This is a genomic window from Frigoribacterium sp. VKM Ac-2836, from assembly GCF_013248995.1.
Taxonomy (GTDB): Bacteria; Actinomycetota; Actinomycetes; order Actinomycetales; family Microbacteriaceae; genus Frigoribacterium.
The window spans coordinates 81,142-108,109 of the sequence record NZ_JABRPK010000001.1 but is presented as its reverse complement, the minus strand read 5'-3'; the positions used below and the strand labels follow the sequence as shown (position 1 = coordinate 108,109).

26 protein-coding genes are annotated in these 26,968 nt (G+C 70.8%); 13 read left to right on the top strand and 13 right to left on the bottom strand.

Annotation, left to right across the window (positions count from 1 at the left end):
• The first annotated feature begins 1,064 nt into the window (after nucleotides 1-1,064).
• The gene (locus tag HRF36_RS00535) at nucleotides 1,065-1,304 is read left to right on the top strand and encodes a hypothetical protein (protein ID WP_173204688.1); all 240 of its coding nucleotides are present in this window, start codon (nucleotides 1,065-1,067) and stop codon (nucleotides 1,302-1,304) included.
• Between the two features lie 222 nt (nucleotides 1,305-1,526).
• Here HRF36_RS00535 and HRF36_RS00530 read toward each other — a convergent pair whose 3' ends face one another.
• From HRF36_RS00530 to HRF36_RS00520, 3 genes are all read right to left on the bottom strand, one after another.
• Nucleotides 1,527-2,378: an alpha/beta fold hydrolase gene (locus HRF36_RS00530; protein ID WP_173204685.1), complete on the bottom strand. Its 852-nt coding sequence runs from the start codon at nucleotides 2,376-2,378 to the stop codon at nucleotides 1,527-1,529.
• A gap of 141 nt (nucleotides 2,379-2,519) precedes the next feature.
• A complete protein-coding gene (locus tag HRF36_RS00525) occupies nucleotides 2,520-3,644 on the bottom strand; it encodes an AI-2E family transporter (RefSeq protein ID WP_173204682.1) in 1,125 nt (374 codons plus the stop codon).
• Between the two features lie 97 nt (nucleotides 3,645-3,741).
• The gene (locus tag HRF36_RS00520; RefSeq protein WP_173204680.1) at nucleotides 3,742-3,897 is read right to left on the bottom strand and encodes a hypothetical protein; all 156 of its coding nucleotides are present in this window, start codon (nucleotides 3,895-3,897) and stop codon (nucleotides 3,742-3,744) included.
• Between the two features lie 234 nt (nucleotides 3,898-4,131).
• On the opposite strand from HRF36_RS00520, the gene HRF36_RS00515 reads away from it, so the two are divergent.
• Together HRF36_RS00515 and HRF36_RS00510 are read left to right on the top strand one after the other, a co-directional pair.
• A complete protein-coding gene (locus HRF36_RS00515; RefSeq protein ID WP_173204677.1) occupies nucleotides 4,132-4,815 on the top strand; it encodes a GAF and ANTAR domain-containing protein in 684 nt (227 codons plus the stop codon).
• Nucleotides 4,816-4,858: 43 nt separating this feature from the next.
• Complete coding sequence (locus HRF36_RS00510) at nucleotides 4,859-5,572, top strand: ANTAR domain-containing protein (protein ID WP_371739937.1); 714 nt, start codon at nucleotides 4,859-4,861, stop codon at nucleotides 5,570-5,572.
• Between the two features lie 245 nt (nucleotides 5,573-5,817).
• Here the strand turns inward: HRF36_RS00510 and HRF36_RS00505 are convergent, their stop codons facing one another.
• Nucleotides 5,818-7,413 (bottom strand): 3'-5' exonuclease, encoded by a 1,596-nt coding sequence (locus tag HRF36_RS00505; RefSeq protein ID WP_173204674.1) that lies wholly within the window; start codon nucleotides 7,411-7,413, stop codon nucleotides 5,818-5,820.
• Between the two features lie 155 nt (nucleotides 7,414-7,568).
• On the opposite strand from HRF36_RS00505, the gene HRF36_RS00500 reads away from it, so the two are divergent.
• The 4 genes from HRF36_RS00500 to HRF36_RS00485 all read left to right on the top strand — a co-directional run bounded on the left by HRF36_RS00500 (nucleotide 7,569) and on the right by HRF36_RS00485 (nucleotide 11,900).
• Entirely contained in the window at nucleotides 7,569-8,264 is a 696-nt protein-coding gene (locus HRF36_RS00500) for an MOSC domain-containing protein (RefSeq protein WP_173204671.1), read from the top strand.
• Nucleotides 8,265-8,337: 73 nt separating this feature from the next.
• Complete coding sequence (locus HRF36_RS00495) at nucleotides 8,338-8,694, top strand: PRC-barrel domain-containing protein (RefSeq protein WP_173204668.1); 357 nt, start codon at nucleotides 8,338-8,340, stop codon at nucleotides 8,692-8,694.
• Nucleotides 8,695-9,118: 424 nt separating this feature from the next.
• Nucleotides 9,119-10,627, top strand: coding sequence for an MFS transporter (locus HRF36_RS00490; protein ID WP_173204666.1), 1,509 nt, complete (start codon nucleotides 9,119-9,121; stop codon nucleotides 10,625-10,627).
• Between the two features lie 97 nt (nucleotides 10,628-10,724).
• Nucleotides 10,725-11,900 (top strand): acyltransferase, encoded by a 1,176-nt coding sequence (locus HRF36_RS00485; RefSeq protein ID WP_173204663.1) that lies wholly within the window; start codon nucleotides 10,725-10,727, stop codon nucleotides 11,898-11,900.
• A 42-nt stretch (nucleotides 11,901-11,942) separates the two neighbouring features.
• Here HRF36_RS00485 and HRF36_RS00480 read toward each other — a convergent pair whose 3' ends face one another.
• Both HRF36_RS00480 and HRF36_RS00475 read right to left on the bottom strand, forming a co-directional pair.
• A complete protein-coding gene (locus tag HRF36_RS00480; protein WP_173204660.1) occupies nucleotides 11,943-12,545 on the bottom strand; it encodes a response regulator transcription factor in 603 nt (200 codons plus the stop codon).
• The gene (locus HRF36_RS00475) at nucleotides 12,542-13,678 is read right to left on the bottom strand and encodes a sensor histidine kinase (RefSeq protein ID WP_173204657.1); all 1,137 of its coding nucleotides are present in this window, start codon (nucleotides 13,676-13,678) and stop codon (nucleotides 12,542-12,544) included. The genes HRF36_RS00480 and HRF36_RS00475 overlap by 4 nt, the downstream gene beginning before the upstream one ends.
• A gap of 131 nt (nucleotides 13,679-13,809) precedes the next feature.
• Here HRF36_RS00475 and HRF36_RS00470 point away from each other — a divergent pair, with 131 nt between their 5' ends.
• Together HRF36_RS00470 and HRF36_RS00465 are read left to right on the top strand one after the other, a co-directional pair.
• A complete protein-coding gene (locus HRF36_RS00470; protein ID WP_173204654.1) occupies nucleotides 13,810-14,751 on the top strand; it encodes an ABC transporter ATP-binding protein in 942 nt (313 codons plus the stop codon).
• A gap of 64 nt (nucleotides 14,752-14,815) precedes the next feature.
• Nucleotides 14,816-15,577 (top strand): ABC transporter permease, encoded by a 762-nt coding sequence (locus tag HRF36_RS00465; protein ID WP_173204651.1) that lies wholly within the window; start codon nucleotides 14,816-14,818, stop codon nucleotides 15,575-15,577.
• A gap of 33 nt (nucleotides 15,578-15,610) precedes the next feature.
• Here HRF36_RS00465 and epsC read toward each other — a convergent pair whose 3' ends face one another.
• The 5 genes from epsC to HRF36_RS00440 form a co-directional block, all read right to left on the bottom strand.
• On the bottom strand, nucleotides 15,611-16,162 hold the full coding sequence (gene epsC, locus HRF36_RS00460; RefSeq protein WP_173204648.1) for a serine O-acetyltransferase EpsC: 552 nt from the start codon (nucleotides 16,160-16,162) through the stop codon (nucleotides 15,611-15,613).
• A 1-nt stretch (nucleotide 16,163) separates the two neighbouring features.
• Nucleotides 16,164-17,102: a cysteine synthase A gene (gene cysK / locus HRF36_RS00455; RefSeq protein ID WP_173204645.1), complete on the bottom strand. Its 939-nt coding sequence runs from the start codon at nucleotides 17,100-17,102 to the stop codon at nucleotides 16,164-16,166.
• A 332-nt stretch (nucleotides 17,103-17,434) separates the two neighbouring features.
• Nucleotides 17,435-19,132, bottom strand: coding sequence for an FAD-binding oxidoreductase (locus HRF36_RS00450; protein ID WP_371739935.1), 1,698 nt, complete (start codon nucleotides 19,130-19,132; stop codon nucleotides 17,435-17,437).
• Nucleotides 19,129-20,088 carry a lysophospholipid acyltransferase family protein gene (locus HRF36_RS00445; RefSeq protein WP_217270840.1) on the bottom strand — a complete coding sequence of 320 codons (960 nt, stop codon included), beginning with the start codon at nucleotides 20,086-20,088 and terminating at the stop codon, nucleotides 19,129-19,131. The genes HRF36_RS00450 and HRF36_RS00445 overlap by 4 nt, the downstream gene beginning before the upstream one ends.
• Nucleotides 20,085-20,864: an SDR family oxidoreductase gene (locus HRF36_RS00440; RefSeq protein WP_173204639.1), complete on the bottom strand. Its 780-nt coding sequence runs from the start codon at nucleotides 20,862-20,864 to the stop codon at nucleotides 20,085-20,087. Before HRF36_RS00440 ends, HRF36_RS00445 begins: the two co-directional genes overlap by 4 nt.
• Nucleotides 20,865-20,962: 98 nt before the next feature.
• Between HRF36_RS00440 and HRF36_RS00435 the strand changes: the two genes are divergently transcribed.
• The 4 genes from HRF36_RS00435 to HRF36_RS00420 are packed head-to-tail and all read left to right on the top strand — an operon-like array spanning nucleotide 20,963 to nucleotide 25,289.
• Nucleotides 20,963-21,784, top strand: a complete 822-nt coding sequence (locus HRF36_RS00435) for a hypothetical protein (RefSeq protein ID WP_173204636.1) — start codon at nucleotides 20,963-20,965, stop codon at nucleotides 21,782-21,784.
• Nucleotides 21,781-24,096 carry an SDR family oxidoreductase gene (locus HRF36_RS00430; protein WP_173204633.1) on the top strand — a complete coding sequence of 772 codons (2,316 nt, stop codon included), beginning with the start codon at nucleotides 21,781-21,783 and terminating at the stop codon, nucleotides 24,094-24,096. The genes HRF36_RS00435 and HRF36_RS00430 overlap by 4 nt, the downstream gene beginning before the upstream one ends.
• A 21-nt stretch (nucleotides 24,097-24,117) precedes the next feature.
• A complete protein-coding gene (locus tag HRF36_RS00425) occupies nucleotides 24,118-24,945 on the top strand; it encodes a ferritin-like domain-containing protein (protein WP_173204630.1) in 828 nt (275 codons plus the stop codon).
• The gene (locus HRF36_RS00420) at nucleotides 24,942-25,289 is read left to right on the top strand and encodes a LysR family transcriptional regulator (RefSeq protein ID WP_123518545.1); all 348 of its coding nucleotides are present in this window, start codon (nucleotides 24,942-24,944) and stop codon (nucleotides 25,287-25,289) included. The genes HRF36_RS00425 and HRF36_RS00420 overlap by 4 nt, the downstream gene beginning before the upstream one ends.
• Before the next feature lie 116 nt (nucleotides 25,290-25,405).
• On the opposite strand, the gene HRF36_RS00415 is transcribed toward HRF36_RS00420, so the two are convergent.
• Complete coding sequence (locus tag HRF36_RS00415) at nucleotides 25,406-25,735, bottom strand: hypothetical protein (protein ID WP_173204627.1); 330 nt, start codon at nucleotides 25,733-25,735, stop codon at nucleotides 25,406-25,408.
• A gap of 23 nt (nucleotides 25,736-25,758) precedes the next feature.
• Entirely contained in the window at nucleotides 25,759-26,964 is a 1,206-nt protein-coding gene (locus HRF36_RS00410; protein WP_173204624.1) for a GAF domain-containing protein, read from the bottom strand.
• Nucleotides 26,965-26,968 lie beyond the last annotated feature (4 nt).

Below are 26,968 nucleotides of genomic sequence, written 5' to 3'. Positions count from 1 at the left end.
TCGATGTCGAAGGAACCCCGCCGCGGCCTGTGGCCTTCGCGTCCGAGGAATGGCGCCTGACGGGAGTTAAGGACGTGCGGCAAGCATTGGCCTGGGCGACATCGACCAGGCCGGAAGTCCTCTTCACCCTGTACGCAGAGCAGGTTGCTTCGAATGGATCAGTCACCCTGACGCGTCTCGCTGGCCCGGAGGCACCGTGACGCAGACCGCAGGCTCACGGTCACTTCCTCTCAACTCCGTACTACTTCACCAGAACGAACTCAGAACGACCGCTTCTCACAGCCCCGCCAATAAGAGGCGGAGCCACGTGCTGTGAATGCGCGGCCCGGTAGTAGTAGCCCTTGTTGAGCTTGGTTGAACTCCTCTCAAGTGGCACGTACCACGTTTGCCGAGATCCACCGACAGCGACGTTCTGAACGTAACTCGTCTCGGCCACGCTTCTCAGAGACTTCACGTTGTTCGATGAGGTGCGAGCCAGGACCGAGTAGACCCGTACCGGGATCTTGCTGCCCGCTGGGCCGGTGCACGAGACTCGGGTTTTCGAGATCACCGACGCGGCACCCCGCGACCAGTGAGGCCGGTCACTCGTTCCCGTGCACGAGTAGGTCTTCGCGGTGGCCTGTGCGAAGACCCTTCCGGTGCCGTCCTCGTATTTTCCCGGCGTCAACGTATAGGTGGCGTACGAGTCCCCGGAGTCGTGCGAGCTCATGGTTACAAGGGGATTTTCTCGACGTCCTGTGCCGCCGCGGCGGGTGACATGAGCCCCAGTGCCAGAACCACCCCGACCCCGCCCGTGAGGGCCGTTCTCATTGCCTTTTTCATAACTGGTCTCCTACTCATGTGAGACGGCACGTGCCTCTCGTTCCGCCCGCAGAATGCGGAGCAGCGTGAACCACCCTGGTGCAGCGCACAACCCTTGGGCCTCCCTCGGACGACGGATATATCTATTTATATTTCCCGCGAGGCCCCACGAGCCACCCAGAGCCGAGGAGTGAGCCAGCGTGCCGAGGGGCTCCACCGCGAGGTGGAGCCCCTCGGCCTCTCCCGTGATCTAGCGTCGGGGGATGTTCTCCAACGGCTATTCGATCGTCGGCATCCTCTACCCCGTGTTCTTCGTGGTGGTGATCGCCCTCGCCCTCACCCTCGGAGTCCTGCTCGTCCGCACCCTTCTCTGGGTGATCCGGGCCCTGACCGCCTACACGCGTGAACGCGAGCTCCGCATCGACCTCCTGCTCGCGGACGACGGCCCGGCGGGCCCGACGGCTCCTCCGGCTTCGGGAGCCCCCACGGGCCCCCTCGGCTGACGTCCTGCACGGCTTCACCTAACCCCCTTCACGTCGAGCCCCCGGGGCGCTACATTCCTCGTAGGCCCAGACCCCGCCAGCCCTGCCATGCTCAGCCGTCGAGACTCTCGACGGCGTCGACGTGGCCATGGGGGTCCGGCGTCCTGAATCCGCCGGGCCCCCACTCGGCAGCACCCTCCCGTGGGCACACCTCGCCCGACTGCCGAGGCCTGTCGGACCGCCTCAGCGCAGGGAGGCTGCGACGACCTCGCGGACGAGGTCGGCCACGGCCTCGGGCCGCTCGAGTCCGGGCAGGTGCGCGACGCCTGGCAGCACCCGACCCGGCCCCCGTCCGAGACGTCGCGCCGTCTCGGCGTAGAACGGCTCGTCGGCAGGGATGTCGAGTGCACCCCAGGTCACCAGGACCGGGGTCTGCACCTCGTCGAGACGACTCCAGGTGTCCAGCCCCGCTTCGCCGGCCCCGTCCGGGGCGGCGACCTCGAGGATGCGCTCGTTCATGAGGGCGAACAGCTCTCGCGGGGCTCCGGTGACCCGCCCCTCCTCGGAGGTGGGACCGTCCAGCCAGAGGTGGGCGAGCAGGCGGACCTGCTCCGTCACGTCGCCGATGCCCGACGCACCGTCGAGGGCCTCCATCAGTGGAGTCGACGCCGGATCGGGCGTCCAGTCGAACGGCGTGTCCTCGTCGGTCATGCCGCTGACCGCCGCGCCGATCAGCAGCACGCCCGCCAGACGCTCGGGCTCGGTCACGGCGAGGTCGAGCGCGAGCGCGCCGCCCATCGAGTTGCCGACGAGGACCGCCCGGTCGACGCCGAGGTGGTCGAGCACCTCGACGAGGTCGCCGAGATGCGTGGCCGGGCTGTTCTCGGGCGCGGCCGGACTCTCGCCGAAGCCCCGGCGGTCGTAGGCGACGAGGTCGAGCCCGTCGCCCGCGAGTTCGTCGGCGACGGCCGTCCAGCTCCGTCGGTCGGCGACGCCCGCGTGCAGCATGACCACCGTGGGCCCGTCGCCCGGCCACCTCGTGACCGCCAGCGTGGAGCCGTCCGACAGGGTCACGTCCACTCGTCCAGCGCTCATGCGGGCCACCGTAGCGCCGCACGGCGCGGCTGCCTAGACCTCGAGACCCCCCGAGCCCCACGCTCCGAGATCTCTCTCTCGGTTGCGACCACGGCACGACTTCGGCAGACCGCGTGACGTCGACCCGACGGCTCAGTACGTCTAGACGCGCTGCTGCCGAGGCACGACGACCCGCTCGAAGACGACCACTCCGGCCGTGGCGATCGGGATCGCGACGAGGGCGCCCAGGACTCCGCCGAGCGCCCCACCGCCGAACGCCGCCACGATGACGAGAGCCCCCGGTACCGCCACGGCCTTGGACATCACGCGCGGGGTGAGCACGTAGGCCTCGACCTGGGCGTAGACGAGCAGCACGATGCCGACGACGATCGCGGTCACCGGCGAGACGGTGATGGTGGCGGCGATGATGATCGCGTAGGCCACGACGGTGCCGACCACGGGGATCAACGCCCCGAGGAAGGCCAGGGTCGCGAAGAGCACCGGCACCGGTCCGCCGGCGATCGTCAGCACGATGAAGACGAACACCGCGTTGATCGCGGCGAGTGCGACCTGCCCGGCGACGTAGCGGCCGACGGACAGGAAGATCTCGTCCGAGATGCTCATGACGTTCTCGCGATGGCTGCGCGGCACGGCGCGGCTGAGCGAACGCAGCATCTGCGGCAGCGTGATCGCGAAGTAGAGGGTGAGTATCGCGACGACGATCACCGCGGTGATGGCGTTGGTGATCCCCTGCCCCACGGCCAGCAGTCCCCCACCGAGGGCGAGCAACTGGTCGGGGTCGAGCAGGTACGAGGTGATGGCCCCGACGGCGTCGTCGACGTCGACGTCGAATCCGACGGTCTCGACGGCCTGCTGCACCCACGGCTGACGGGACAGTTCTTGCAGGGCGCCGGGCGCGGTCCGCACGACGTGCCCGATCTGCTCGACCAGGGCCGGGACCACGGCGGCGACGATGCCCACGACGACCCCGACGACCAGCACCACGGCGACGATCACCCCGACCCAGCGGGGCGCGCCGGCCCGGGCGAGGCGTCGGACGACCGGCTCGAAGGCGAGCGCCAGGAAGAACGCGAGGCCGATGTAGACGAGGATCGTCGAGAGGGCCATGAGCGCGACGATGATGCCGACACCGAGTCCTCCGCCGAGGGTCGCGATCAGTCCGAACCGGAACGCCTTGGGGCGCTGCATCGGACTGGGCGGCGTGTCCGTCTTCGTGGCCGTACCGGCCGATCGACGGACGAGACGGGCACGGGGTGACGAGGGCATCCGTCCATCCTGGCGTGTCGGGCGCGCCGGGGGCCGAGACCGCCGCGAATGACGGCCCTCGCGTCAGAACGGTGGAGTCTGTTCCGGGGCCGGGCGGCTACTGGTCCTTGCCGTCCGAGACCTCGCTGTCGTCACTCTGCTCGGAGTCGTCGACGAGATCTTCCTTCGACCCGTCGGCCAGGTCCTCGGTGTACTTCTTGTCGTCGTCGGTGATGTCGGTCGAGCCGTCGGGGATGCCGTTGTCGTGGGTCATGCCCGCACGCTACGCCCTACCGCCGGGGTGCGGCGGGGTGGACGTCGGTCGCGGTGAGCCGCCCGTGCCAGACGACGCGGGCGTGCCGACGGCGTCGATCGTGGCACCATCCGCCGCCAGCGTGTCGGAGCCCGGACCGACTAGAGTCGTCCCGATGGCCCCAGGCCTTAGTGGAGGAACTCGTGTACCCGTCTCCACCCCGTGCCTCGTCGAGCGACGCGCGGAAGGCTCGACGTGGCTGAGGCGCGCGTCGTCCGGGCTGCGGCCGCCGCCCTCGCCCGAGCCACCACGGCGGGCAGCGACCTGTGCCTCCCGTTCCGCAAGACCTTCGGCGTGTCCGGCGCGGCGGTCTCCACACTCAGCGGACCTCTCGGCACCGGCCCGGTGTGCTCGAGCGATCCGGTGTCGGCACGCCGCGACGAGATCCAGTTCGACCTCGGCGAGGGCCCGTGCTGGCAGGCCCACAGCACGAACCGCCCGGTGGTCGAACACGATCTCGCCACTGCTCCGCCGACGGCCTGGCCGGCCGCCGCGGCAGCCCTGACCGAGGCCGGTGTCGTGAGCGTCGCCGCTTTCCCCCTCTCGTACGGTCGCCTCGACCTCGGCGCCGTGGACCTCTACTGTGACGAGCGCCGCGAACTCACCGACGACGAGGTCGACCAAGCCCGGACCCTCGCCTGCATCGCCGGGAAGAGCGTCCTCACCCGGGCGCTCGACGCGCTCGAGTCCGGGGACGACAGCCTCTTCCCGACGACCTTCCCCCGCGAGGTGCACCAGGCCTCGGGAATGGTCATGATGCAGCTCGGCGTGGGGGTCGACGAAGCCCTCCTCGTCATCCGCGGCCACGCCTGGTCCAGTGGGCGACCGCTCCGCGAGATCGCGAGCGACATCGTGCTGCGGAGGCTCGACTTCTCGTGACGTCCGGCAACGGTCGTCGGCGACACGGCCTAGGCTGACGCCCGTGACCGACCGCGACAGAGAGACCCAGCTCCTGCAGACCTTCGTCACGCTCGCTGACTCGCTCGTGACCGGCTTCGACACCATCGACGTGTTGCAGATGCTGGTCGAGCGCACCACCTCCCTCTTCGACGCCTCGGACGCCGGAATCATCCTCGTCGGCTCGACCGGCGACCTCGAGGTGATCGCCTCGACCAACGAACGCAGCAAGCTCGTCGGCCTGTTGCAGTTGCGCGCCGGCGAAGGGCCCTGCGTCGAGTCGTACTCCACCGGCACCGTCGTCTCGGTCCCCGACCTCGGCGAGATCGACGACCGCTGGCCGGTCTTCGCCGACCTGGCGCGCGACTCGGGCTACGGCTCGGTGCACGCCATCCCGCTGAGGCTGCGCGACCAGACGTTGGGCTCGCTGAACCTGTTCCGCGACTCGACCGGCACCCTCAACGAGGACGACGCGACGGCCGCCCAAGCGCTGGCCGACGTGGCGACCATCAGCATCCTGCAAGAGCGTGCCCTGCGCGAGGTCGACTCGACCCGCGAACAACTGCAACGAGCCCTCGACGGTCGTGTCGTGATCGAGCAGGCCAAGGGCGTCGTGTCGTACACGCAGTCCGTCGACATGGACGAGGCGTTCCAGCGCATCCGTCGGCACGCGCGGTCGAACCGCCTCCCGTTGGTCGAAGTAGCGGCCGCTGTCGTGGCGCGACGCCTGACCGTCTGACCGCAGCGTTAGGCGCAGGCCTCCGAGGCGCGTACGGTGGGGCCTCGCAGCCCCAGACCCCGGTCGCCCCCCTCTCGCAGCTCGCGGGCGGACTGACGGGAGTCCCCGTGCACCTCGATCCGACGGAACCCATGCCCCGCACTCCGCTCGACGCGACAGCCTCCGACGACTCGACCGGGTGGCCGTCACTCGACACCGAGGACCACCTCCAGGACGACCCGGGGCTCTAGCCGCGGGCCTCGTCGTCAGGCGGCGGTGCGCGATCGGCGCGAGCGGGCCAGCACGAACGGCAGCTGCGTCTCGTCGACCACCGGGACGCCGTAGCGCAGGGCTTTGCGGACCTTGCCCGAGGCGCTGGCGACGTCCGCCGCGACGACCAGCGAGGTCGCGGTCGTCACCGCCGGCCACACCACCAGACCGGCCCGCTCGAGCGTGCGCGACAGGGCCTCCCGTCCTTGACTCAGCGGTCCCGTGAGCGCGACCTGCGCGCCGGGCGCCAACGGGCCGACGTCGGGCCGGGCCAGGGTCGGCGTACGGATCTCGGATGCGACCCCCAGGGTCTCGTCGAGCCCCTCGATGACCTCGAACTCGTCGAGCTCGTCCTCGTCCGCGGGGCGGGGGGCGCGCTCGAGCACCGAAGGCACGAGAGCGGCATCGCGTCGGTGCGGTGCGATGCCGAGCAACTCGGCCACCGCGTCGACCTGCCGCCGCTCGTCGTCCGAGAGCACGTCGTGCGCCCACACGGTCGAGACCAGCGACGAGAAGTAGCGGTCGTGCAGCAGGGCCCGCGCCGACTCGTCCAGGTCGAGTTCCTCGGCGAGGGTCGCGAGGTTGCCGGCCTCGTCCGTCGAGAGGTAGCCGCCGGACAGTGCCTTGTCGAGCATCGCCGCGTACTGGTTCTGCCGACGGTCGAGGTCGAGCTGGGGCAGGAGTTCGGTGGCCCGCTCGAGGAACCGCGGCTCGGCCGGCGCCGGTTCGACGGGCAAGCCGTAGACGTCGCGGTCGAGATCGAGGTCGACGGGGCCCGTCAGGTGCATGCTGCCCGTGGGGCTCGCCGGGGGCACCGCCGCGGGAGCGGTGGGGGCCACGGCACCGGACGCCGAGAGCACCGCGCCCGCCGACGGAGCGGAGGCGAACTCGGGCACGCGGACGACCCGGCGCCGGGATCGCCAGGCCGCGCGACCGGGACCGTGGCCTCCGTCGTCGGCGCCGCCCGCGCCTCCTGCGTACCGGGGGTTCGGCGTCGTCCTCGGGGTCTCGGCCGTCGGCCACTGCTGCAGCGCGGCGTATCGACCCCAGTCCTGCCACCAGGCCGACTGGGCGTCGCCCATGCGCAGGTAGGCGGCCAGCAGGCGAGCCGTCGCGGTCGCGTCCGCCAACGACTCGTGCGCCACCGTGAGGTCGACGTCGATGGCGGCGCAGCAGTCGGCGAGCGTCCGGCCGGCACCGGGCAGGTAGGTGGGCCCGAGTTTCATCGTGCACAGGGCACCGGCCCCGTCGGGTCCGAGCGGCGAGACCAGCCCCAGGCGCGCGAACTCCGCCGCGAGGAACTGCGCCTCGAAGCGGGCGTTGTGCGCGACGACGACTCGGCCGCGCAGGTGGTCGCAGAGATCGTCGACGATGTGCTCGAACCGCGGTGCCCCGCGCACGTCCGCGCTGCGGAGGCCGTGCACGTGGATGGGCCCGAGATCCCGCGAGGGGTCGACGACCGTCTCGAACGACGCCTCGACATCGCCGTGGGCGTCGAGGTGCACGATGCCGACCTCGATGACCCGGTGGTGCCGCCCGGGCCAGAGGCCTGTCGTCTCGACGTCGATGACCGCGTAGCCGCCGTGAACCATGTCATCCCTTTCGTCGCGCCGAGCCTGGCAGGTTGCCCGATGGGCAGCCAGCCCGCAATCGGGTGACACCCGTCGTGGGGCGGTGGGGGGACGCAGACCGAGGAGGCGCGGGCCGGCGCTACCCGTCGGTCGCGTCGTCCGCCACGATGGAGGGCATGACCGTCGCCCCCGCCACCGTCGCCCCTGCCACCGTCGTCGCGGCCACCGTCACCGCCGTCTGCCGCGTGTCCGCTCTGCTGCCCGACTCGGGCACGATCGGTGTGACCGCCATCGACAAGCGCGCCGTGGACGGGCCCGTGCACGTGCGGCCCCTGGGCCTGCGGGCCGACCTGCAAGCCGATCGCAAGCACCACGGCGGCCTCGACCAGGCGGTGTACGTGTACGCCGACGAGGACGCCTCCCACTTCGCCGAGCTGCTCGGCCGTGAGGTGACGCCCGGGCTGTTCGGCGAGAACCTGCGGACGACCGGGGTCGACGTGACGGGCGCCGTGATCGGAGAACGCTGGGCGGTGGGCGAGACCCTCGTGCTCGAGGTCACCAAGCCACGCGTCCCCTGCGGCACGTTCGCCCGGCACCTGGGCGAGACCCGATGGGTCAAGCGGTTCTTCGCCGAAGGCCGCCCGGGCACCTACCTGCGGGTGGTGAAAGCGGGGCCCGTCGAGGCAGGAGACGGGGTCAGCGTGCTGTCGCGGCCGTCGCACGGGGTGACGATCGGCGAGGCCTTCACCGGGCTCGAGCCGGACCGTGCCGAAGCCCTGCTGGCCGCCGTCGACGGGCCCGACCGGCTGAGGCTGACCGACGAGGTGCGGGGCTTCGCCGAGAAGGCCCTGCGCGGGCGCTTCCCCGCCTGAGCGCTCGGGGCCGGGCACCACTAGCCTCGGATTCGACGGGCCGGGACGCGGCCCGCGCCAGAGGAGGCACACCATGTTCGAAGCCGAGAATATCCGCGACTGGATCGGCATGCCGGTCGTCGACCCCGACGGTGACAAGGTCGGCTCGCTCGAGAGCATCTACTTCGACACCGCCGCCGACCAGCCCGCCTTCGCCACCGTGACGGCCGGCCTGCTCGGCCGCTCGCGCCTGGTCTTCGTGCCGTTGCAGGGCGCGGTCGTCGCCCCCAAGCACCTCAAGGTGCAGTTCGCCAAGAAGCTCATCAAGGACGCTCCGTCGATCGAGACCGACGGAGAACTCGAGGCGGCCCGCGAGCCCGCCGTGTTCGAGCACTACGGCCTCGTGTACCAGACCGGCACGGCCGGCGAACGTCGCCTCGGCCGCCGCTGACCTCGACACCTCGTTCGTCGTAGGGCCCCGCCGTACCGGCGGGGCCCTTCGACGTCGCCTCAGCAGAGACGGGAAAAGTTCGCGCCGCACCTCCGGGCGGGCAATTCGCGACCGGCACCGCGCCTCCGGGTGTGCAATTCGCGACATCGAGAGGGCGACACGCCGCTCAATTTCGCCACCGCGCGGCATGTCGCCACCGAGGTGTCGCGAATTGCGCAGGCAGAGCGACGGCGGTGCGCGCTCGGGTGCAGAACGTGCAAAAATCAGGAGGCGCTGGTCGGTGACCAGCGCCTCCTGCGTCCCGCGCCCGCCCCGACGCCGACGTCACGCGCTCCGGCCTCGTGCCGCCCCTGGCTTCCCGCCTCGCCCCACGCCCTCCCCGCCTCGCCTCACGGCCCGTGCCGCCGCCCGAAAGGCCACCCCCATGACCCACGCCTCCGCTCCGACCGGCGCCTCGTCGCCGTCCTCCCCCGGGGCCGGTCCCGGCCAGCCCGCCGGCGTGCCTCGTCATGCCTGGTACGCGCTCGTCGCCTTGCTGCTCGGCATGTTCATCGCCCTGCTCGACACGACGATCGTCAACGTGGCCCTCCCGACGATCCGCACGACGCTCGACGCCTCGGAGTCGACCCTGTCGTGGATCATCTCGGGCTACGCGCTCGCCTTCGGGCTCGCGCTGATCCCCGCCGGCCGGATCGGCGACCGCATCGGCCACAAGTGGGTCTACTTCACGGGCGTGCTGCTCTTCACGCTCGCATCGCTCGCCTGTGGTCTCGCCCAGGACGACACCCAGCTCGTCGTCTTCCGCGTCGTGCAGGGTCTGGCCGGCGGCATCTTCGTCCCCGCCGTCACGGCGTTCATTCAGTTGCTGTTCCCCGGCCGCTCGCGCGGCAAGGCCTTCGCCATCATGGGTGCCGTGATCGGCGTCTCGTCGGCGCTCGGCCCGATCATCGGCGGTCTGATCATCCAGGCGTTCGGTGACGAGAACGGTTGGCGTCTCGTGTTCTACGTCAACCTGCCCTTCGGCGTCATCACCCTGATCGCCGCCGCCGTCCTGCTGCCCAAGCGCGACGAGTCGGTGCCCCGCCCGGACCGCGGGCTCGACTGGATCGGTCTGGTGCTGGTCTCGGGAGCCTTCGTCGCCCTGCTCGTCCCGCTGATCCAGGGGCAGGACGAGGGCTGGCCCCTGTGGACCTACCTGACCATCGCCGCAGGCGTCGTCCTGCTCGCCCTCTTCGGCCTGTGGGAGGTCGCGTACACGAAGCGCGGCAAGACCCCCCTCGTCCCGCCCAAGCTCTTCTCGCACCCGTCGTTCACCGGCGGCGTCGTGCTCGCGCTCGTCTACTTCGCGGCCTTCACCAGCATCTTCTTCACCATCTCGCTGCTCTGGCAGTCGGGCCTCGGCAACAGCGCACTGGCCTCGGGCGCCGTGGCGATCCCGTTCGCGGTCGGCAGCATCATCAGCTCCTCCCAGAGCAACCGGGTCGCCGCCCGGCTCGGGCGAGGCGTGCTGATCCTCGGCACGGCACTCGTCACGATCGGCCTGACCTGGATGTGGCTCGTGCTCGTCACCGTCGACGCCGCCGATCTGACCAACTGGATGCTGCTCGTGCCGCTGCTGCTCGCCGGCCTCGGCAACGGTTTCTTCATCGCTCCGAACGTGCAGTTCATCGTGGCCACCGTCGACCGGCAGGACGCCGGATCGGCCAGCGCCGTCATCTCGGCCATCCAACGCATCGGTTCGGCCGTCGGCATCGCCATCATCGGCAGCGTGCTGTTCGGCACGCTCACCATCTCGGGCCGCACGCCGGCCGACGTCGCCACCGGGTTCACCGACGCGGCGGCCCACGCGATGCTCGTCAGCGCGATCTTCGCCCTGGCCTCGTTCGTGCTGGTGTTCGCCCTGCCGCGTCGCGTCCCGCAGCAGCGCGGCTAGGACCACCCGGGTCGTCACGCGCGACGAGCAGGGCCGGGAAGCGAACCTGGCCCTGCTCGTTCGGGCGGCACCAAGGATACTGAGGCACACTGCAACGATGCCCTCAGCCCTGCCGACCACGGAGCCGACCGCGCGCCCCGTATCGGCCACGCGCCGGGATCGCGTGCTGCCCCTCGACGGACTGCGCACGATGGCCATCGTCCTGGTCGTCCTGTACCACCTGCACGTGCCGGGATTCGGCAGCGGGTTCGTGGGCGTCAACGTCTTCTTCGTGCTGTCGGGCTACCTGATCACTACTCTTCTGCTCCGCGAGCACGCCACGACGGGACGCATCCGCCTCGGTCGGTTCTGGGTGCGACGTCTGCTGCGGCTGTACCCCACATTGCTGGCCGTGGTCGTGGTCGGCGTGGCTCTGTGGTGGCTCGTCGGCGACTACCAAGGCTCGACCCTCGGTCCCATCGGTGCCGCCCTGATCGCCCTGACCTACACGGGCAACCTCGCCCGCGCCTTCTTCGACACGTCCCAGGGCGTCTTCGCCCCGATGTGGAGCCTGTCGATGGAAGAACAGTTCTACCTCGTCTGGCCGCCCGTGCTCGTGCTCCTCCTCGCCGTCGCGGTCAAGCGCCGAGCCCTGGTCGCCGGGCTGTCGGTCGTCATCGTCGCCTCGGCGGTGGCGACGTGGTTCCTCTACGACCGCCCGTCGGGCAGCGCGACCCCCGACATCTACTTCAGCCCCGTCCTCAACGTGGCCCCGTTGCTGATGGGCTGCGCACTCGCGCTTGTCCTCCGGTCCGAGCGGGTGCGGACCGCCCTCGCCGGTCGCTGGGGTGCCCTGTCCACCTGGCTCGGTCTCGGCGGCGTCGTCGGCTCGTTGTTCGTCATCGGGTCGGGTTGGCAGCAGAGCGTGCTCACCTTCGCCGTGATGCTGCCCGCCGTCGGGGTCGCCTCCGTGCTCCTGATCGGCGGCCTGGTCACCGCGTCGTCCCCCGTCGCGTGGGTGTTGTCCCTGGCACCGGTCGCCTGGTTCGGACGGGCGATCTCGTACCCCCTGTACCTCTGGCACGTCGTCTTCATCGCACTCGTCGAACCCTTCGTCCAAGGGGCCCTCGGCATCGTCCTCGTGCTCGCGTTCGCGATCGGCACGTCGGTGCTCTCGCATCACTTCGTCGAGAAACCCGCCCTGAAGCTCAAGGGACGCTTCGAGCCCCGCGAGCCCCGCCGTGCCTCCTCGGCGACCGACGGATCGCGCGGGCGCGAACTCACCAACGCCTGACGGCTGACTACTGACCCCCCAGGTGCCCCGCCGCACCGTCGGTCAGAGCCAGCCGCGTTCTCGCGCCAAGCGGGCGGCGGTGTGCCGCGACGAGCTGCCCGTCTTCTGCATCGCGGACGACAGGTAGTTGCGCACCGTGCCCGAAGCCAGGTGCAAGCGTGCGCTGATCTCGCGTACCGAGAAGCCGTCGGTCGTCAGGCGCAGGGCGTCGAGCTCGCGGTCGGTCAGCGGGCAGTCGTCCATCATGGCCGATGCCGAGATGTCGGCGTCGATGTACCGACGCCCGCCGTGCACCTGCACGATGACCCGCTGCAGTTCGTCGGGGTCGACCGATTTGGGCAGGAACCCCCGGACGCCCGCGGTCAGCGCCCGCTTCAACACCCCCGGGCGACCATGTCGCGTCAACAGCACGACGGCCTGGTCGGGTCGCCGCGCGAGGATGATGGTCGCGGCCTCGATTCCGTCCATGCCGGGCATCTCGAGGTCGAGCAAGACCACGTCGGGCTCGTGCTCGGCGGTCAAGCGGACGGCTTCGAGGCCGTCCGCGGCCTGAGCCACGACCTCGATGTCGTCGGCCAGGTCGAGCAGGGCGGCGATCGACCGCCGCAGCAACGTCTCGTCGTCGGCCAGCAGCACGCGGATCACTCGGCACTCCTCGATCGCGGTGCCCGGGCCTCGGTGCGGAAGACGCCCTCGTGGTGGCTCGTGGTCAGCGTGCCCCCGACCTCGGCGAAGCGATCGGCCAGACGCGCCAGGCCGCTCAGCCCCCGGATCGGCGTGCTCGCCCCGTCGTTCACCACGACGACCGCGTCGTCGGCCAGGTCGATCGTGACGTGCTCGGCCTGGGCGTGCCGCAGCAGATTGGTCGTGGCCTCACGCACCGTGTGACCGAACAGGTCGTCGGCCGGGTGCCCCACCGGTGCCCGACCCGTGACGTCCAGGACGATGCCGGCGGCCCGGATCAGCTCGGTCGAGTTGGCGAGCTCGCCCGCCAGCGTGAGGGTGCGTTCGCCGTAGGCCAGCCGGCGGGTCTCGGCGATCGTCTGCACGATCAGCTGCTCGGCCTCGCGGAGGTGCTGTCGTGCGGCGACCGGGTCACGGTCGAGGGTCTTGTCGGCGAGCTGTAGCTGCAGGCGACTGACGTGCAGCGCCTGGCCCTGGATGTCGTGCAGATCGGCCGAGAACCGGTACCTCTCTCGCATGACGGCGAGCTCGGACTGCGTCTCGCGGGCCGAGTCGATCTCGAGGTAGAGGTCGAAGCCGTACCGGTTCAGGCGGCAGATCGCGTAGAGCGACAGCAGGCCGATCGTGACCGCCAATGACAGACCCACGAGCCGAGCGGGCTCGTCCGCCCCGGTGACGACGACCGGGACGAGGGCGGCGACCACCGCGACGACGGCCCACCGCCAGGAAGCGAAAGGGGGCGTCGTCGTCAGGTAACCCACCGTCAGACCGAAGAAGAACAGCAACAGGGTGGTGTGCCCCCCGAGCGGCACCGCCAGCCACACCCCGTACGACACGACGAGACCCCCGGCGGTCAGCAGGACGGGCGGGCTGCCTTCCCAGAAGAACGAGTGGACCGTGACGAGCACGCCGGCCGCCGCGGAAGCCGCCAGCAGCCACGGGGAGGCGCGCTCGGCCACCAGCGTCGCGAGCAGCACGAGGGTGGTGAAGACGGCGAGCGCCACGAACGACCAGGTGACGTAGCGCCGCATGCGGGCCAGCGGTGGCCGCCGACCGCCCGATCGGGGGCGCACGGTCAGCGGGAGGCGGGGCATGCGTCCACGCTAACGGAGGCGCCGCAGGACCGGACCCTCGCGATGTCATGCCTGTGCATGACCGATGTCACCATCCACAGGTGCCACGTCGGCACTACCCGCGACGCGTCCGACGCGAGATCGTCGAGGTCATGACGAACTCCATCGACACCACGCCCCGACCGGCCGTCACGCCGGGCTCCGCCGAACGCGGCGACGTCGTCATCTCGACGCGCGGCCTCACCTGCTCGTACGGCTCCTTCACCGCCGTGGACGGCGTCGACCTGACCGTCCGTCGCGGTGAGCTCTACGCCCTGTTGGGCACGAACGGTGCGGGCAAGACGACCACGCTCGAGGTGCTCGAGGGGCATCGCACGGCCGAGGCGGGCCGGGTCGAGGTCCTCGGTGGCGATCCGACCGACCGCCGGCGCATCCGGCCCCGGATCGGCACCATGCTGCAGGACTCCGGTCTGGCCCCCGAGCTGACCGTGCGCGAGAGCGTCCTGCTGTCGGGCGCCGTCTCGGGTCGCGACGACGACGTCGACCGCGTGCTCGGCCTGGTCGGCATCGACCACAAGGCGACGGCCCGTGTCGCCCAGCTGTCGGGCGGCGAGCGTCGACGGGTCGACTTCGCGGCGGCCGTCTGGGGCACGCCCGAACTGGTCTTCCTCGACGAACCCACCACCGGGCTCGACCCCGCGGCACGCGACGCCCTGTGGGCCGTCGTCACCGAACTGCGGGAGGCGGGGGTCACGTTCCTCCTGACCACCCACTATCTCGAAGAAGCCGCCGAGAACTCCGACCGCATCGGCCTGATGCACGGAGGGCGCATCCGACGCGAAGGGACCGTCGCCGACCTCACGGCCGGCAGCACGACCTCTATCCGCTTCGTGGCCCCCGGCCCGCTCGACGGCCTGCCGCTGGCCGTCGCCCGGACCGAGAACGACCTCGTCGTGGTCGAGACCGTCGACGCCCAACGCGACCTCGGGCTGTTGCTCGGCTGGGCGGCCGAGGCCGACCGCACGCTGGCCCGGCTCACGGTGCACGAGTCGGGACTCGACGACGTGTTCCGAGAGCTGAGCCGCGCCTCCTGACCGTCCGGTCGCCCAGAACCCGCCCCGCCCCGCTCCGCTCCGCCCCGCTCCGAAAGGACCCCCCATGACCACCGTGACCAGCGCCTCCGCCACCCCGTCGACGGCGTCACGCCGTCGTCCCGGCCCGCTCGCCATCGCCCTCGCCGAGCTGCGCATGCTCGTTCGCAACCGAACCGTCGCGCTCTGCGCCCTGCTCCTGCCCCTGGGATTCGGGGCCGTCACCTACGCTTTCGACTCGTACGGCACAGCCGGCATGCTCGCCGGCGTCCAGATCATCGGCATGGTGGGCCTCGGCGTCTACATCACCGCGACAACCACCCTCGCGGCCCGTCGGCAGTCGCTCTACCTGAAGCGGTTGCGCAGCGGATCGGTCGGCGACGCGGGGATCATCGCCGGCCTCGTGCTGCCCGTCGTGGCGATCAGCGTCGCGCAACTCGCCATCGTGCTCGGCGTCCTGAGCCTGCGCGAACCCCCGGTCCACGCCGGGCTGCTCGTCGCGGCCGTCCTGATCGCCGAGGCCATGTTCGCCGGCTTCGCCCTGGCCACGGCGGGTTTCAGCACCTCGCCGGAGCACGCGCAGTACACGACCATGCCGCTCTACCTGATCACGCTCGGCGTGGCGATCTGGTGGACGATCACGGGTGCCGACGACCTTCTGTGGCTGAAGCGCATCCTGCCGGGCGGTGGGCTGATGGAGCTGATCACCCTTGCCTGGAACGGCGGCGACCTGTCGCTCGTGCCCGTGCTGCTGGCTCCGACGCTGGTCTGGGCCGCCCTCGGTGCCGTCGCCGCCATGAAGTTCTTCCGCTGGGAGCCCCGCCGCTGACCGGACCCGGCAGCGTCGTCACGTGCGGCGTCGTCAGGGTCGGCGGGGTCGGGCGACGGCGGGGACACCGACGGCCACGGAGCCCGCCGGGACGTCCTTCGTCACCACCGCGTTGGCTCCGACGACGCTGCCGCTGCCCACGGTGACGCCGCCGAGCACGGCCGCGCCGGCACCGATCATCACGCCGTCGCCGACGGTGGGGTGCCGGCGGCCGAGCGCGCCTCCTCGTCCCTTGCCGCCGAGGGTCACGCCGTGGAAGATCGTGCAGTCGTCCCCGACCACCGCGGTCTCACCGATGACGACGCCCATGCCGTGGTCGATGAACAGACGGGCCCCGAGGCGCGCCCCGGGGTGGATCTCGACGCCGGTCGCCGACCGGGCGAGCTGCGAGATCACCCGGGCGGCGAACCGGGACCCGAGGAGGCGCGGTGCCGGCCCCGCACGCCAGAGTCGCGAGGTGACGCGATGCGCCCAGACGGCGTGCAGGCCCGAGTAGACCAGGGCCGTCTCGAGGCGTCCTCGAGCGGCCGGGTCCCGCCCCGTGACGGTGTCGAGGTCCTCCCGCAGGCGGGCGACCAGGTGCACGTCAGGCGTCCGCGAGGTCCTGGAAGAGCACCGTCGACAGGTAGCGCTCGCCCGTGTCGCAGACGATCGCCACGATGCGCTTGCCGGCGTTCTCGGGTCGCTTCGCGATCTCGAGCGCGGCGTGGATGATGGCGCCCGACGAGATGCCCGAGAGGATGCCCTCTCGGCTGGCCAGGTCACGGGCCACGCGCAGGGCGTCCTCGAGCTGCACGGGGAACACCTCGTCGATCTGCGAACGGTCGAGCACCTCGGGGACGAAGTTCGCCCCGATGCCCTGGATCTTGTGCGGCCCGGCCTTGCCCTCGCTCAGCAGCGGCGAGTCGGCGGGCTCGACGGCGACGACCTTCACGCCCGGGACCTTCTCATGCAGCACCTGACCGACGCCCGTGATCGTGCCGCCGGTGCCGACGCCCGCGACGAAGAAGTCGATCTCGCCATCGGTGTCGCGCAGGATCTCGGCGGCCGTCGTACGCCGGTGGATCTCGGCGTTGGCCCGGGTCTCGAACTGCTGCGCCCAGATGGCGTTCTCGGTCTCGGCAGCGATCTGCTTCGCGCGCTCGACGGCGCCCTTCATCCCCTCGGGGCCGGGGGTCAGGACGATCTCGGCGCCGTAGGCCTTCATGACGGTGCGTCGTTCGACGCTCATCGTCTCGGGCATCGTCACGATCACCCGGTAGCCCCGGGCCGCCCCGACCAGGGCGAGCGAGATGCCGGTGTTGCCGCTCGAGCCCTCGACGATCGTTCCACCGGGCTTCAGGTCACCGGATGCCTCGGCGGCGTCGACGATGGCGACGCCGAGACGGTCCTTGACGCTGGCGCCCGGGTTGTAGAACTCGAGCTTCGCCAGCACCTCGGCACCGCCTTCGGCGGGCAGTGAGTTGAGCTTCACGAGCGGGGTGTTGCCGAAGGCCGAGGTGATGTCGGCGTGGATTCCGGGCATGCGTGGGTCTCTTCCGTGAACAGGGTCCGTGCGGACGAATCGATGCTCATCTTAGGCAGCCTCCCTGCGCCGTGCCCCTGTGTGTCCCCGTCACCCCGCCACCCAGGAGTGGAAGCGCAGCGGTCATGCCCCCACCCTGTCCGCGCCCACCGCCCTCGAGCGTCGACCAGCGCCTCCCTGTGGACGGGATTCACGTCGTCCCCCCTGTGCACGAGACACGTCCGGTCGGAGGACACCGTGAGATGGTCACAGCACCAGGACTAATCGCGGTGCTGTGACCATTTCGTGGCGTGGCGTGGCGGGGCGGCAGCGCAGGAGGCGCGGCGCGAGGACTAGGCGCCCGTCACCTTCCCGGGGTTGAACACGCGACCCGGGTCGGCCGAGTCGAACAGCCCCTGCATGACGGCCACGCCCTCGGGCGAGACGTCCTGCGCGAGCCACGGCTGGTGCTCCAGCCCGACGCCGTGGTGGTGCGAGACGGTGGCCCCGGTGTCGATGAAGGCCTGCTGGATGGCGTGCTTGACCACGTCGTACTCGGCCTCGGCGTCGTCTCCGTGCTCGAACGCGAAGGTGAAGTAGAGGCACGCCCCCGAGTGGTACGAGTGCGACAGGTGACCCATGATCCAGCCCTGCTTGCCGATCTGGTCGAACGCCTGGTTCGCCGCCGCGTAGACCCGCGACGACACGAGGCGCAGCTTCGACCAGGGCGCGGCGGTCTCGGAGACGTCCGCCGCGCCTCCGTGGTCCATGAAGAAGTCGCGCAGGTAGGGCGTGTCGAACTTCTTCTGGTCGTAGAGCTTGCCCGGTCCTTTGCCGACGCTCATGCCCTTGTTCGCCTTGACGATCTTGGCGACGGCCTTCTGCGTGTGGGCCACGTGCTCGGGGCTGCCCTCGTAGCCGATGAACGACAGGCACATGGCGTCGACGTCCCAGCCCTTGGCCTTCAACAGCAGCGGCAGGGCGTCGGTGACCTTCTGCGAGATGCCCTTGCCCGGCTTCGACGTGGCGAACGAGAACGCCGTCTCGTGCGCGTCGCTGACGCGGGTGACCGAGGGGCTGACGTCGCTCTCGGCGATGGCCTGCATGGCGGCGAGGCCGTCGTGCCACGACGGGAACAGGTAGGCGAGGATCTCGCGCTTCTCGGGCAGGCGGTGCACCTGGGCCGTGACCTCGGTGATGACGCCCAGGCGCCCTTCGCTGCCGATGATCATCTCGCGCAGTGACGGCCCGGTCGAGGCGCTGGGCACGGCGCGGATCGAGAGCACGCCACCGGGGCGGACCACCCGCAAGCCCTTGGTGATGTCGGCGATGTCGCCGTACTTGTCGCTCTGCATGCCCGACGACCGGGTCGCGACCCACCCGCCCATGGTCGAGTGGGTGAAGCTGTCGGGGAAGTGCCCGAGGGTCCAGCCGCGGGCGTTCAACTGCTCTTCGAGGTCGGGGCCTTGGCCACCGGCCTGGATGCGCGCGAGTCCGCCGTCCTCGTCGATGTCGAGCACCTTGTCGAGGCGCCCCATGTCGAGCGAGACCACCGTGCGCTCCTCGGCGGGCAACGGTTCGAGGCTGCCGACGATGTTGCTGCCGCCGCCGAACGGGATCAGCACGAGGTCGCTCGCGACGGCGAGGTCGACGATCCGTTGGATCTCGTCCTCGTCGGCCGGGTAGACGACCACGTCGGGGACGCGGTCGAGACGCCCCGCGCGGATGCGGATCAGGTCGCGGATGCTCTTGCCGTAGGTGTGGACGACCCGGTCGTGGTCCTCGGTGACGACCTGGCCGTCACCCACGATCTGGACGAGCGAGTCGAGCACCTCGGTGCCGACCCGCGAGGCGGGCACGTCGAGGTCGTCGAACGAGAGGCCGGTGTCGTGACCCTGCGACAGCTCGACGCCCACGATCTTCTTGACGAAGGGGGCGAAGGCGGGCTTGTCGTCGTGGTGGAACGCGACACCCTCGACGCCCCAACCCCACCACTTCATGTGCTTGACGCCGTCGACGGCGGGGCTCTTCTTCTGCTGGACGTCGGTCACGGGCGTTCTCCTTCGAGCGGGTCTGACGGGCCCAGGATGCGGGCGGTGTTGGCGTCCTTCAGACGCAGGATCTCGGTGCGCACGCGCGTCGAGAAGTCGGTGACGGACTCGCCGTCGTGGGGCCGCATCGGGTCGCCGAACGCGACCCCGACGGGCAGTCGACCGGGTCGAGGCCAACTGCGACCCCGGGGCTGGGCGATGTTGGCACCGATCAGGGCGAGCGGGACCACCGGTACGCCGCAGGCCGAGGCGAGGGCGGCGGCACCGGGCTTGAACGCGGCGACCGCGCCGTCCTTCGAACGGGTCCCCTCGGGGAACACCAGCACCGGGTAGCCGCGCTGCAACAGCGATCGCGCACTGACGGTGGGCTGTCCCTGGCGGCCTCGGGCGGCCGCCTTGGCCGCGGCCCGCCGACGGGCCGAACTCTGCGGCGTCGACCCCGCCGACGCACCGGACGAGGAGGCGCGGGCCGCGTCGGCCGCGGACGCCGGCGTCCCCGAGCCCCGCTGCACCGGGAAGGCGTTGAAGAACAGTTCGGTCAGCTGACGACGCCAGGGCACGTCGAAGAAGTAGTCGGCCGCGGCGCCGGTGGCGAGGTAGCGGGCCAGCTTGCGGGGCAGTGCTCCCAGGATGAGCGGGGCGTCCAGGTGGCTCGAGTGGTTCGCGACGACGATGAATCCGCCGGTCAGGCCCTCGACGCGGTCACGGTCGATGACGGTCACGTCGGTGATCGACCAGATCGTCGGTTTCAGGACCATGCGCTGGGCGACGTAGCGCGCCATGGCGTGCCGACGCGAACTGAACCGGTCGCGGACGTCGCTCGCCACGCCGCCGGCGCGCTGGGCCACGTCGCCCGCGCGCTGCGCCACGTCGGCCCTGACGTCGTCCACCCGCTGGGCCACGGCGTCGAGGCGTGCGTGCTCGCGGCGCCCGTCACGATCGTTTCGCACGCTCACTGCCCCCCTGGCTTGCGGCGGCTCGACGAGATCGCCCCCGAGACGGCGCGGACGGCACCCTTCGGGGCATGCCGGACCAATCCCATCAGCACCTTGTACCGAAGCGTGGGCATGGAGATCACCTTGCCTTTGTCGACGTCGCGCAGGCACGCGACGACGAGTTGTTCGGCGCTGAGCCACAGGGCGTTGGGTATCGACGACGACTTTATGCCGGCGCGCTGATGGAACTCGGTCCGCACCCAGCCCGGCAGCAGGGCCGTGACGCCCACGCCGGTGCCCTTCAGCTCGACCGAGAGGCCCTCGCTGTACGAGGTCACCCACGCCTTGATGGCCGAGTAGCTGCCCATGGCCATGAGGCCCGCGGTACTCGACACGTTGACGATCCGGCCGTGCCCGCGCTCGCGCATCGACCGGGCGGCGGCGCCCGAGAGCACGAGGACGGCTCGGCACATGACCTCGAACGCGAGGTCGTGCGCGGCGACGTCGGGGGAGGTCAGCGGGGTGTGCATGCCGAAACCGGCATTGTTCACCAGGAGGTCGACGGGACGGGTCGGATCGGCCAGCCGCTCCGCCACCCGGTCGACGTCGCGACGGTCGCCGAGGTCGGCCGCGACGACCTCGACGTCACGCCCGAGCGCGCGCAGCGCGGTCGCCGTCTCGTCGAGTCGGGTGAGGTCACGAGCGACCAGGACGATGTCCCAGCCGCGCATGGAGAGTTGGCGGGCGAATTCGGCTCCGATGCCGGACGTGCCCCCGGTGACGAGCGCTACAGCCATGCCGCTTACGATACGGTGCTGAGAGCAGACTGCGCGCATCGAGACCCGTTCGAGGCCCTTCTCGCCTCGTCCACTTCTGCCCCGGAGGATCACCTGTCATGACGACCAGAGATTCCCCGCGCACCGACCTCGACTTCGACATCCGCGAGTTCACCAGGACGGCCCAGGGCAACTGGCGTCCCGACCTCGACCTGTCCGGATTCACCGACACGCCCCTCGATCCCGACGCCCTACGCCTCGTCCGCCACCTCGGTCGGCTCGAGAGCGCCACGATGGAGAACCTGCGCAACCTGCTGGTCACGGCCACCCACAAAGACACGAGGGTCACCGCGTTCCTCGTCACCTGGGCGTTCGAGAAATTCTGGTTGGCCGACGCCCTCGACGCCGTCCTCGAGGCCCACGGCGAGCCCCGCAACCGCGACGTGCCCGAGGGCCCGAAGCGCCACGCCGCCTCCGAGGCCGTCGAGCGTCGCGGCCCCATCACGCGTGCCCTCCAGGCCATCACCGTGGGGTCCCCGATCGTCGCCGTCCACACGACGACGGGTGCCGTCGACGAATGGGTGCTCCGAGAGGCATACGACCGGCTCGACGAGCTGGGGGGTCACCCGACGCTGACCACCGTGATCGACCGGGCCCGGGTGGTGAAGGCCCGCCACGAACGCTTCTTCGCGAGCGAGGCCGACTGGCGCCTGCGCGACTCGCGCCGCTCGGTGAAGATGACCCGCGCCTCCTTGCTGACGGCCGTGTGGCCAGTCGGCGCCGTCGAGCGTGCCGACTCCGAACGCACCTTCTTCGACGTCACCGTGTTCGGCGGGGCCGACGGTCACCTGCGCGCCGACCGCGTGGGCGCACTCGTCGCCGACCTGCCGGGCATGGACGCCACCGTCGCGGCCGTCGTGACCAGAAAGCTGACCTCATGAGCTCCGCCCCCGGCCTCGCCCTGCCCGACCGCACGCCCGGCGCCACCCGGGTCGACCTGGGCGACTCGCACGTCCTGCTGACCGGCGGCACGGGCTTCGTCGGCCAGGCCATCCTCGAGCGCCTCCTCGCGTCACACCCCGGCACCACGGTCACCCTGCTGATCCGCCCCAAGGCCGGCACCTCGGCCGAGGGTCGCCTGCGGCATCTGCTGAAGAAGCCCGTGTTCTCGTCCTGGCGCGAAGACATGGGGTCCGACGGTGTCGAGAAGGCCCTCGCCGAGCGACTCCGCGTGATCGAGAGCGGACTCGGCGACCTGCCCGACCTGCCCGGCGACCTCGACGTCGTGATCCACAGTGCGTCGACCGTGTCGTTCGACCCGCCGATCGACCAGGCCTTCGAGACCAACGTCGGCGGGGCGGTCGGGCTGTACGAGGCCCTGCGGAAGACCGGCACCGACCCGCACGTGGTCCACGTCTCGACGGCCTACGTCGGCGGCATCCGCAAGGGCGTGTTCCCCGAGGCGTCCCTGGCCCACTCCGTCGACTGGCGGGTCGAGCGCTCCGCGGCCGCCGACGCCCGTGCCCGGGTCGAGGCCGCCTCCCGCCAGCCCGAGACACTGCGCACCTTCCTCGCGCAGGGTCGTGCGGCGCACGGCAAGACCGGCCCGCAGGCCGTCGCCGCGGCGGCCGAGGAGGCGCGTGTCGCCTGGGTCAAGGCCCGTCTCGTCGACTACGGGCGGACCAGGGCCGAGACACTCGGCTGGACGGACGTCTACACGCTGACCAAGGCGTTCGCCGAGCGCGCCGCCGAAGAGCTCTGGGCCGACGCCGGGCACCGCCTGTCGATCGTCCGACCGGCGATCGTCGAGAGCGCGCACCGGCACCCCTACCCCGGGTGGATCGACGGCTTCAAGGTCGCCGACCCGCTGATCATGTCGTACGCCCGCGGACTGCTGCCCGAGTTCCCCGGGGTGCCCGACAGCGTGCTCGACGTGATCCCGGTCGACTACGTCGTCAACGTCATCCTCGCCGTCGCCGCGAACCCGGTCGAGGCCGGCAGCCCCCAGTACTTCCACGCCAGCTCAGGGGGCAGCAACCCGTTCTCGATCCTGCGCATGTTCGAGAACCTCAAGGCGTTCTTCACGGCGAACCCCTTGCCGCGCGACGAGCACTCGTCGATCGAGGCCCCGCACTGGAAGTTCCCGGGCGTGCGGAAGGTCGAGGGCGCCATCCGCACCGCCAACCGCGTCAACGACGTCCGCGAGGCCGTGCTGACCCGCATGCCGAGCACGCTCCGCACCCGCACGGCCCTGGCCGGGGTGCAGACCCGCCGGGCCGACCTCGAGTCGTTGCAGAGCCTGACCGACCTCTACCGCCACTACGTCCAGTCCGAGATCATCTTCGACGACCGCCGCACCCGCGCCCTGCACGCCGGGCTTCCCGTGGGTTCGCCCGCCGACATCGGCTTCGACGTGACCGACGTCGACTGGGAGGCCTACTTCCAAGAGGTGCACTTCCCGTCCATCACCTCGATGACCCGGGCGTTCTCGGTGCGACCCGCCGCGTCGGCCGTCGTCGCCGACACGCGGGCCCTGCCGCGGCGCGACGACGTCGTGGCCGTGTTCGACCTCGAGGGCACCGTGCTCGACAGCAACATCGTCGAGCAGTATCTCTGGGTGCGGTCGGCCGGGTTCCGCAAGGCCGCCTGGCCCGGCGAGGTCGCCAGCCTGCTCACCTCGCTGCCTCGCTACCTGCGCGCCGAGGGCCGCGACCGCGGCGAGTTCATCCGCACCTTCTCGCGTCGGTACGAGGGGATGCCCGTGGCCCGTCTCTCGGGTGTGGTCCGCTCACGCGGTTACGCCGACACGGTCCTCCGCCACACGCTCCCGGACGCGCTCGCCCGCCTGGCCGAGCACCGCGCCGCCGGGCACCGCACCGTGCTCGTCACGGGGTCGATCGACACCTTGACGACTCCCCTGGCGCACCTGTTCGACGAGGTCGTCGCGAGCACGATGCACCAGCGCGACGGGGTCTACACCGGCTACCTCGCGCAACCTCCCCTGGTCGACGAGGCCCGCGGCGCATGGCTGCGCCAGTACGCCCAGGCGAACGACATCGACCTCTCGGGGTCGTACGGTTATGGTGACTCGTTCGCCGACCTCGCCTGGCTCGAGATGGTCGGCCATCCGAACGCGGTCAACCCCGACAGCAATCTGGCACGCGAAGCGCTCCGAAGAAGATGGAGCATCCGGGATTGGACGCGCAGCGGCACCAGCGGCACCACAGCGAAAGGAGACGGAGGCAGGGCCTGAGCCCGCGCCTCCTGACATCACATGGCCTTCGACATCGACAAGTTCGCGGCGACCTCCGAACGACTGAGCTGGGACGACCTCGACCTCGACCACTTCCGTAAGAACCCCCTGTCGGCCGACTCGCTGCGGACGCTGCGGTACATGGCCGACGTCGAGTACCACACGGTCTGCTACACCCGTGACCTGCTCACGACTCCTTCTCACAAAGAGAACGAGATGACCACCTTCATGACCATGTGGAACCGCGAAGAGTTCTGGCACGGCGAGGCCCTGGCCGCGATCCTCGAGGTGCACGGCATCACGGTCGACTACGACCAGCTGCGGGCGAACCGGCTCAAGCTGGGCTGGCGCGAGCGTCTCGACCCGGTCAAGCAGGGTCTGCTGGGCAAGATCGTCGGTTCGGACTTCGTCGCCGTCCACATGTCGTGGGGCGCGGCCAACGAGTACTCGGCCGTGTCGGCGTACAAGCGCATGGCCGAGCTCGAGCAGGACCCCGTCCTCGCCGAGTTGCTGAAGCGCATCGCCAAGCAAGAGGCCCGCCACGTGGCGTTCTACGTCTCGCAGGCCCGCGAGCGCTTGCTGGCGAGCAAGAAGGCTCAGAAGCTGACGCGCTTCCTGCTGTCGAAGGTCTGGGCGCCGGTGGGCTCCTCGATCATGGAGGTCGACGACGTGAAGTTCGTCTTCGGGCAGCTGATGAGCGGCGAAGAAGGACGCAAGGCCGCGGTCAAGCTCGACCAGAACATCTCGAACCTGCCCGGCATGAGCGGTCTGACGATCTTCCAGAAGGCGCTCGACGGCCTGGGCATCCGGGCGGACTCCCCCACCGGCGGTTCGGTCGCCACCGCGTGAAGACGAGTCACCTGAGACACTTCCTCGTCGCCGCCGAGGTGCTGCACTTCCCGGTCGCGGCCGACAAGCTCGGCATCTCACGCCAGAAGCTCGAGTCGTCGATCGAGGCGCTCGAGCTCGAGTTCGGTGCCAAGTTGTTCGATCGCGACGCCACCCCCTACCGCTTGACCAAGGCCGGCCAGGCGGCCGTCGTCGTCGCCGAGGACGAACTGGCGAGTCCGTCCACCCCGACGCCGCCGCCGCCCCCTCCGGCCGGCGGCAAGGCCAAGGCGTCCAAGGGCAAGGGCCGCACTCCCGCCGTCAAGGGGCAGCCCAAGCCGTTCAAGAAGCGCCAGGGCCGCTAGTCCGGGCCGCGGCGGGCAACCAACCCGCCACCGCACCACGAAGTGGACACCGCACCACGTTTTCTCGTGGTGTGGCGTCCACTTCGTGGTGCGGGGTGCATCGCATCGCGCACTAGTCAGCTCGTGGACTCGACGCCCGCGAACCACTCGGCGTAGCGCGTGTTCCGTGCCATGCGGCGGGTCTCGTCGGGGGCGTCGTCGTCCCACCACACCGGCCCGCGTTCGCCGAGCGAGGTCTTGGCCGCGTCGACCCGGGCCCGGGCGGCTTCGACGGCGGCAGCGTCCTCGGCGGCCCGCGCCGTCTTCTTCGCGCGCCGCGCCTCCATCAGTTCGTGGACCAAGGAGGCGCGGGTCGTCTCGTCGAGACCGGGATCGGTCCGCCGCCACAGGCGTCCGCGAACCACGAGATAGCGGCCGTCGGGCGTGACGAGGGGTTCGGCGCTCATCCGTCGATTCTGCACCGCGGGGGTCACCGCGCGACGACCTGCTTCGCGAGCTCGCGCTGCACGCTGAGGGCGAGCTCGCGCAGCATGACGAGGTCGACGCTCTCGACCGTGCGCGGCTCGGGATCGGCGACGCACAGGGCACCGATGCGGACGCCCTCCGGGCTCTCGACGGGGTACCCCGCATAGAACCGGGCCGGAGCCGCCACGCCGAACCGCTCGTCGGCCCAGGCGTCCTCGACGATGAACGGCTGGCCCCCGGCGACCGTGTGGGCGCAGAACGAGAGCGCGGCCGGCATCTCGCGGTCACCGCCCCCGACGAGCGCCTTGTTCCAGGTCCGGTCCGCCGTGACGAGCGAGAACGCGGCTCCGCTCGCCCCGAGCAGGGTCCGGGCTCGCTCGACGATGTCGTCGAAACGCTCCTCGGGATCGGTGTCGAGCAGGCCGAGCGACCGGATCGCCTCGACCCGGTCCACCTCGGCCTGCGGTGCGTGCCGGCGGGCACGGGCCACCCCTCCACCGGCGGACATCTGGGCGTCGAGCATGGGCGCGAGCATCTCGGCCTGCGCCTCGCCCCAGCGGGCGTACTTGGCGATCAGCCGGTCGCGGTCGTCGTGGCCCGAGAGCGGCGAGGGCGGCATGAGCACGTGCACGCGGGGATGCGTCGAGCAGACGTCGCGGATCACCGCGTTCAGTTCGGCCGCGTGTCGGTCGACGAGACCCCCGCCGGCGATGCGGAACACCGTCACCTCGCTGGGTGACTGGACGCCCGTGACGAGCACGGGGCTGCTCGCCCCTCCGGTCTCGGTCTCGATGTGAACGAGCAGGTCGACGAAGGCGCGTCGCCACCTCGTCACGTCCGTCATCTCGAGGGCGTCGTTGATGCCGGTCACCAGGACGACCGTGTCGTAGCGGGTGAGGTCACGATCTCCGAGCACACGTCTGGCGTCGGCGGTTCGCATGGCCGGGTCGGCCACGACGTCGACGTCGACTCCACGGCCGGTCGCGAGCGAGACCGCGCGAGCGAGATGGCCGGCGAGCCCCAGGTCGTGACTGCGGACGCCCCACCCGACGGCGGGTCCGCTGCCGAACAGCAGGACGCGATCGGGGCTCGTGCCGGGCGCGTGCGTCCGGGCCACGCCCTCGGGCCGGGGCAACCCGAGGCGACGGTCGAACCAGCGGTTGCGCTGACGGATGAACCCGCGCACGACGGGGCTCACGAAACGGTTCATGCCG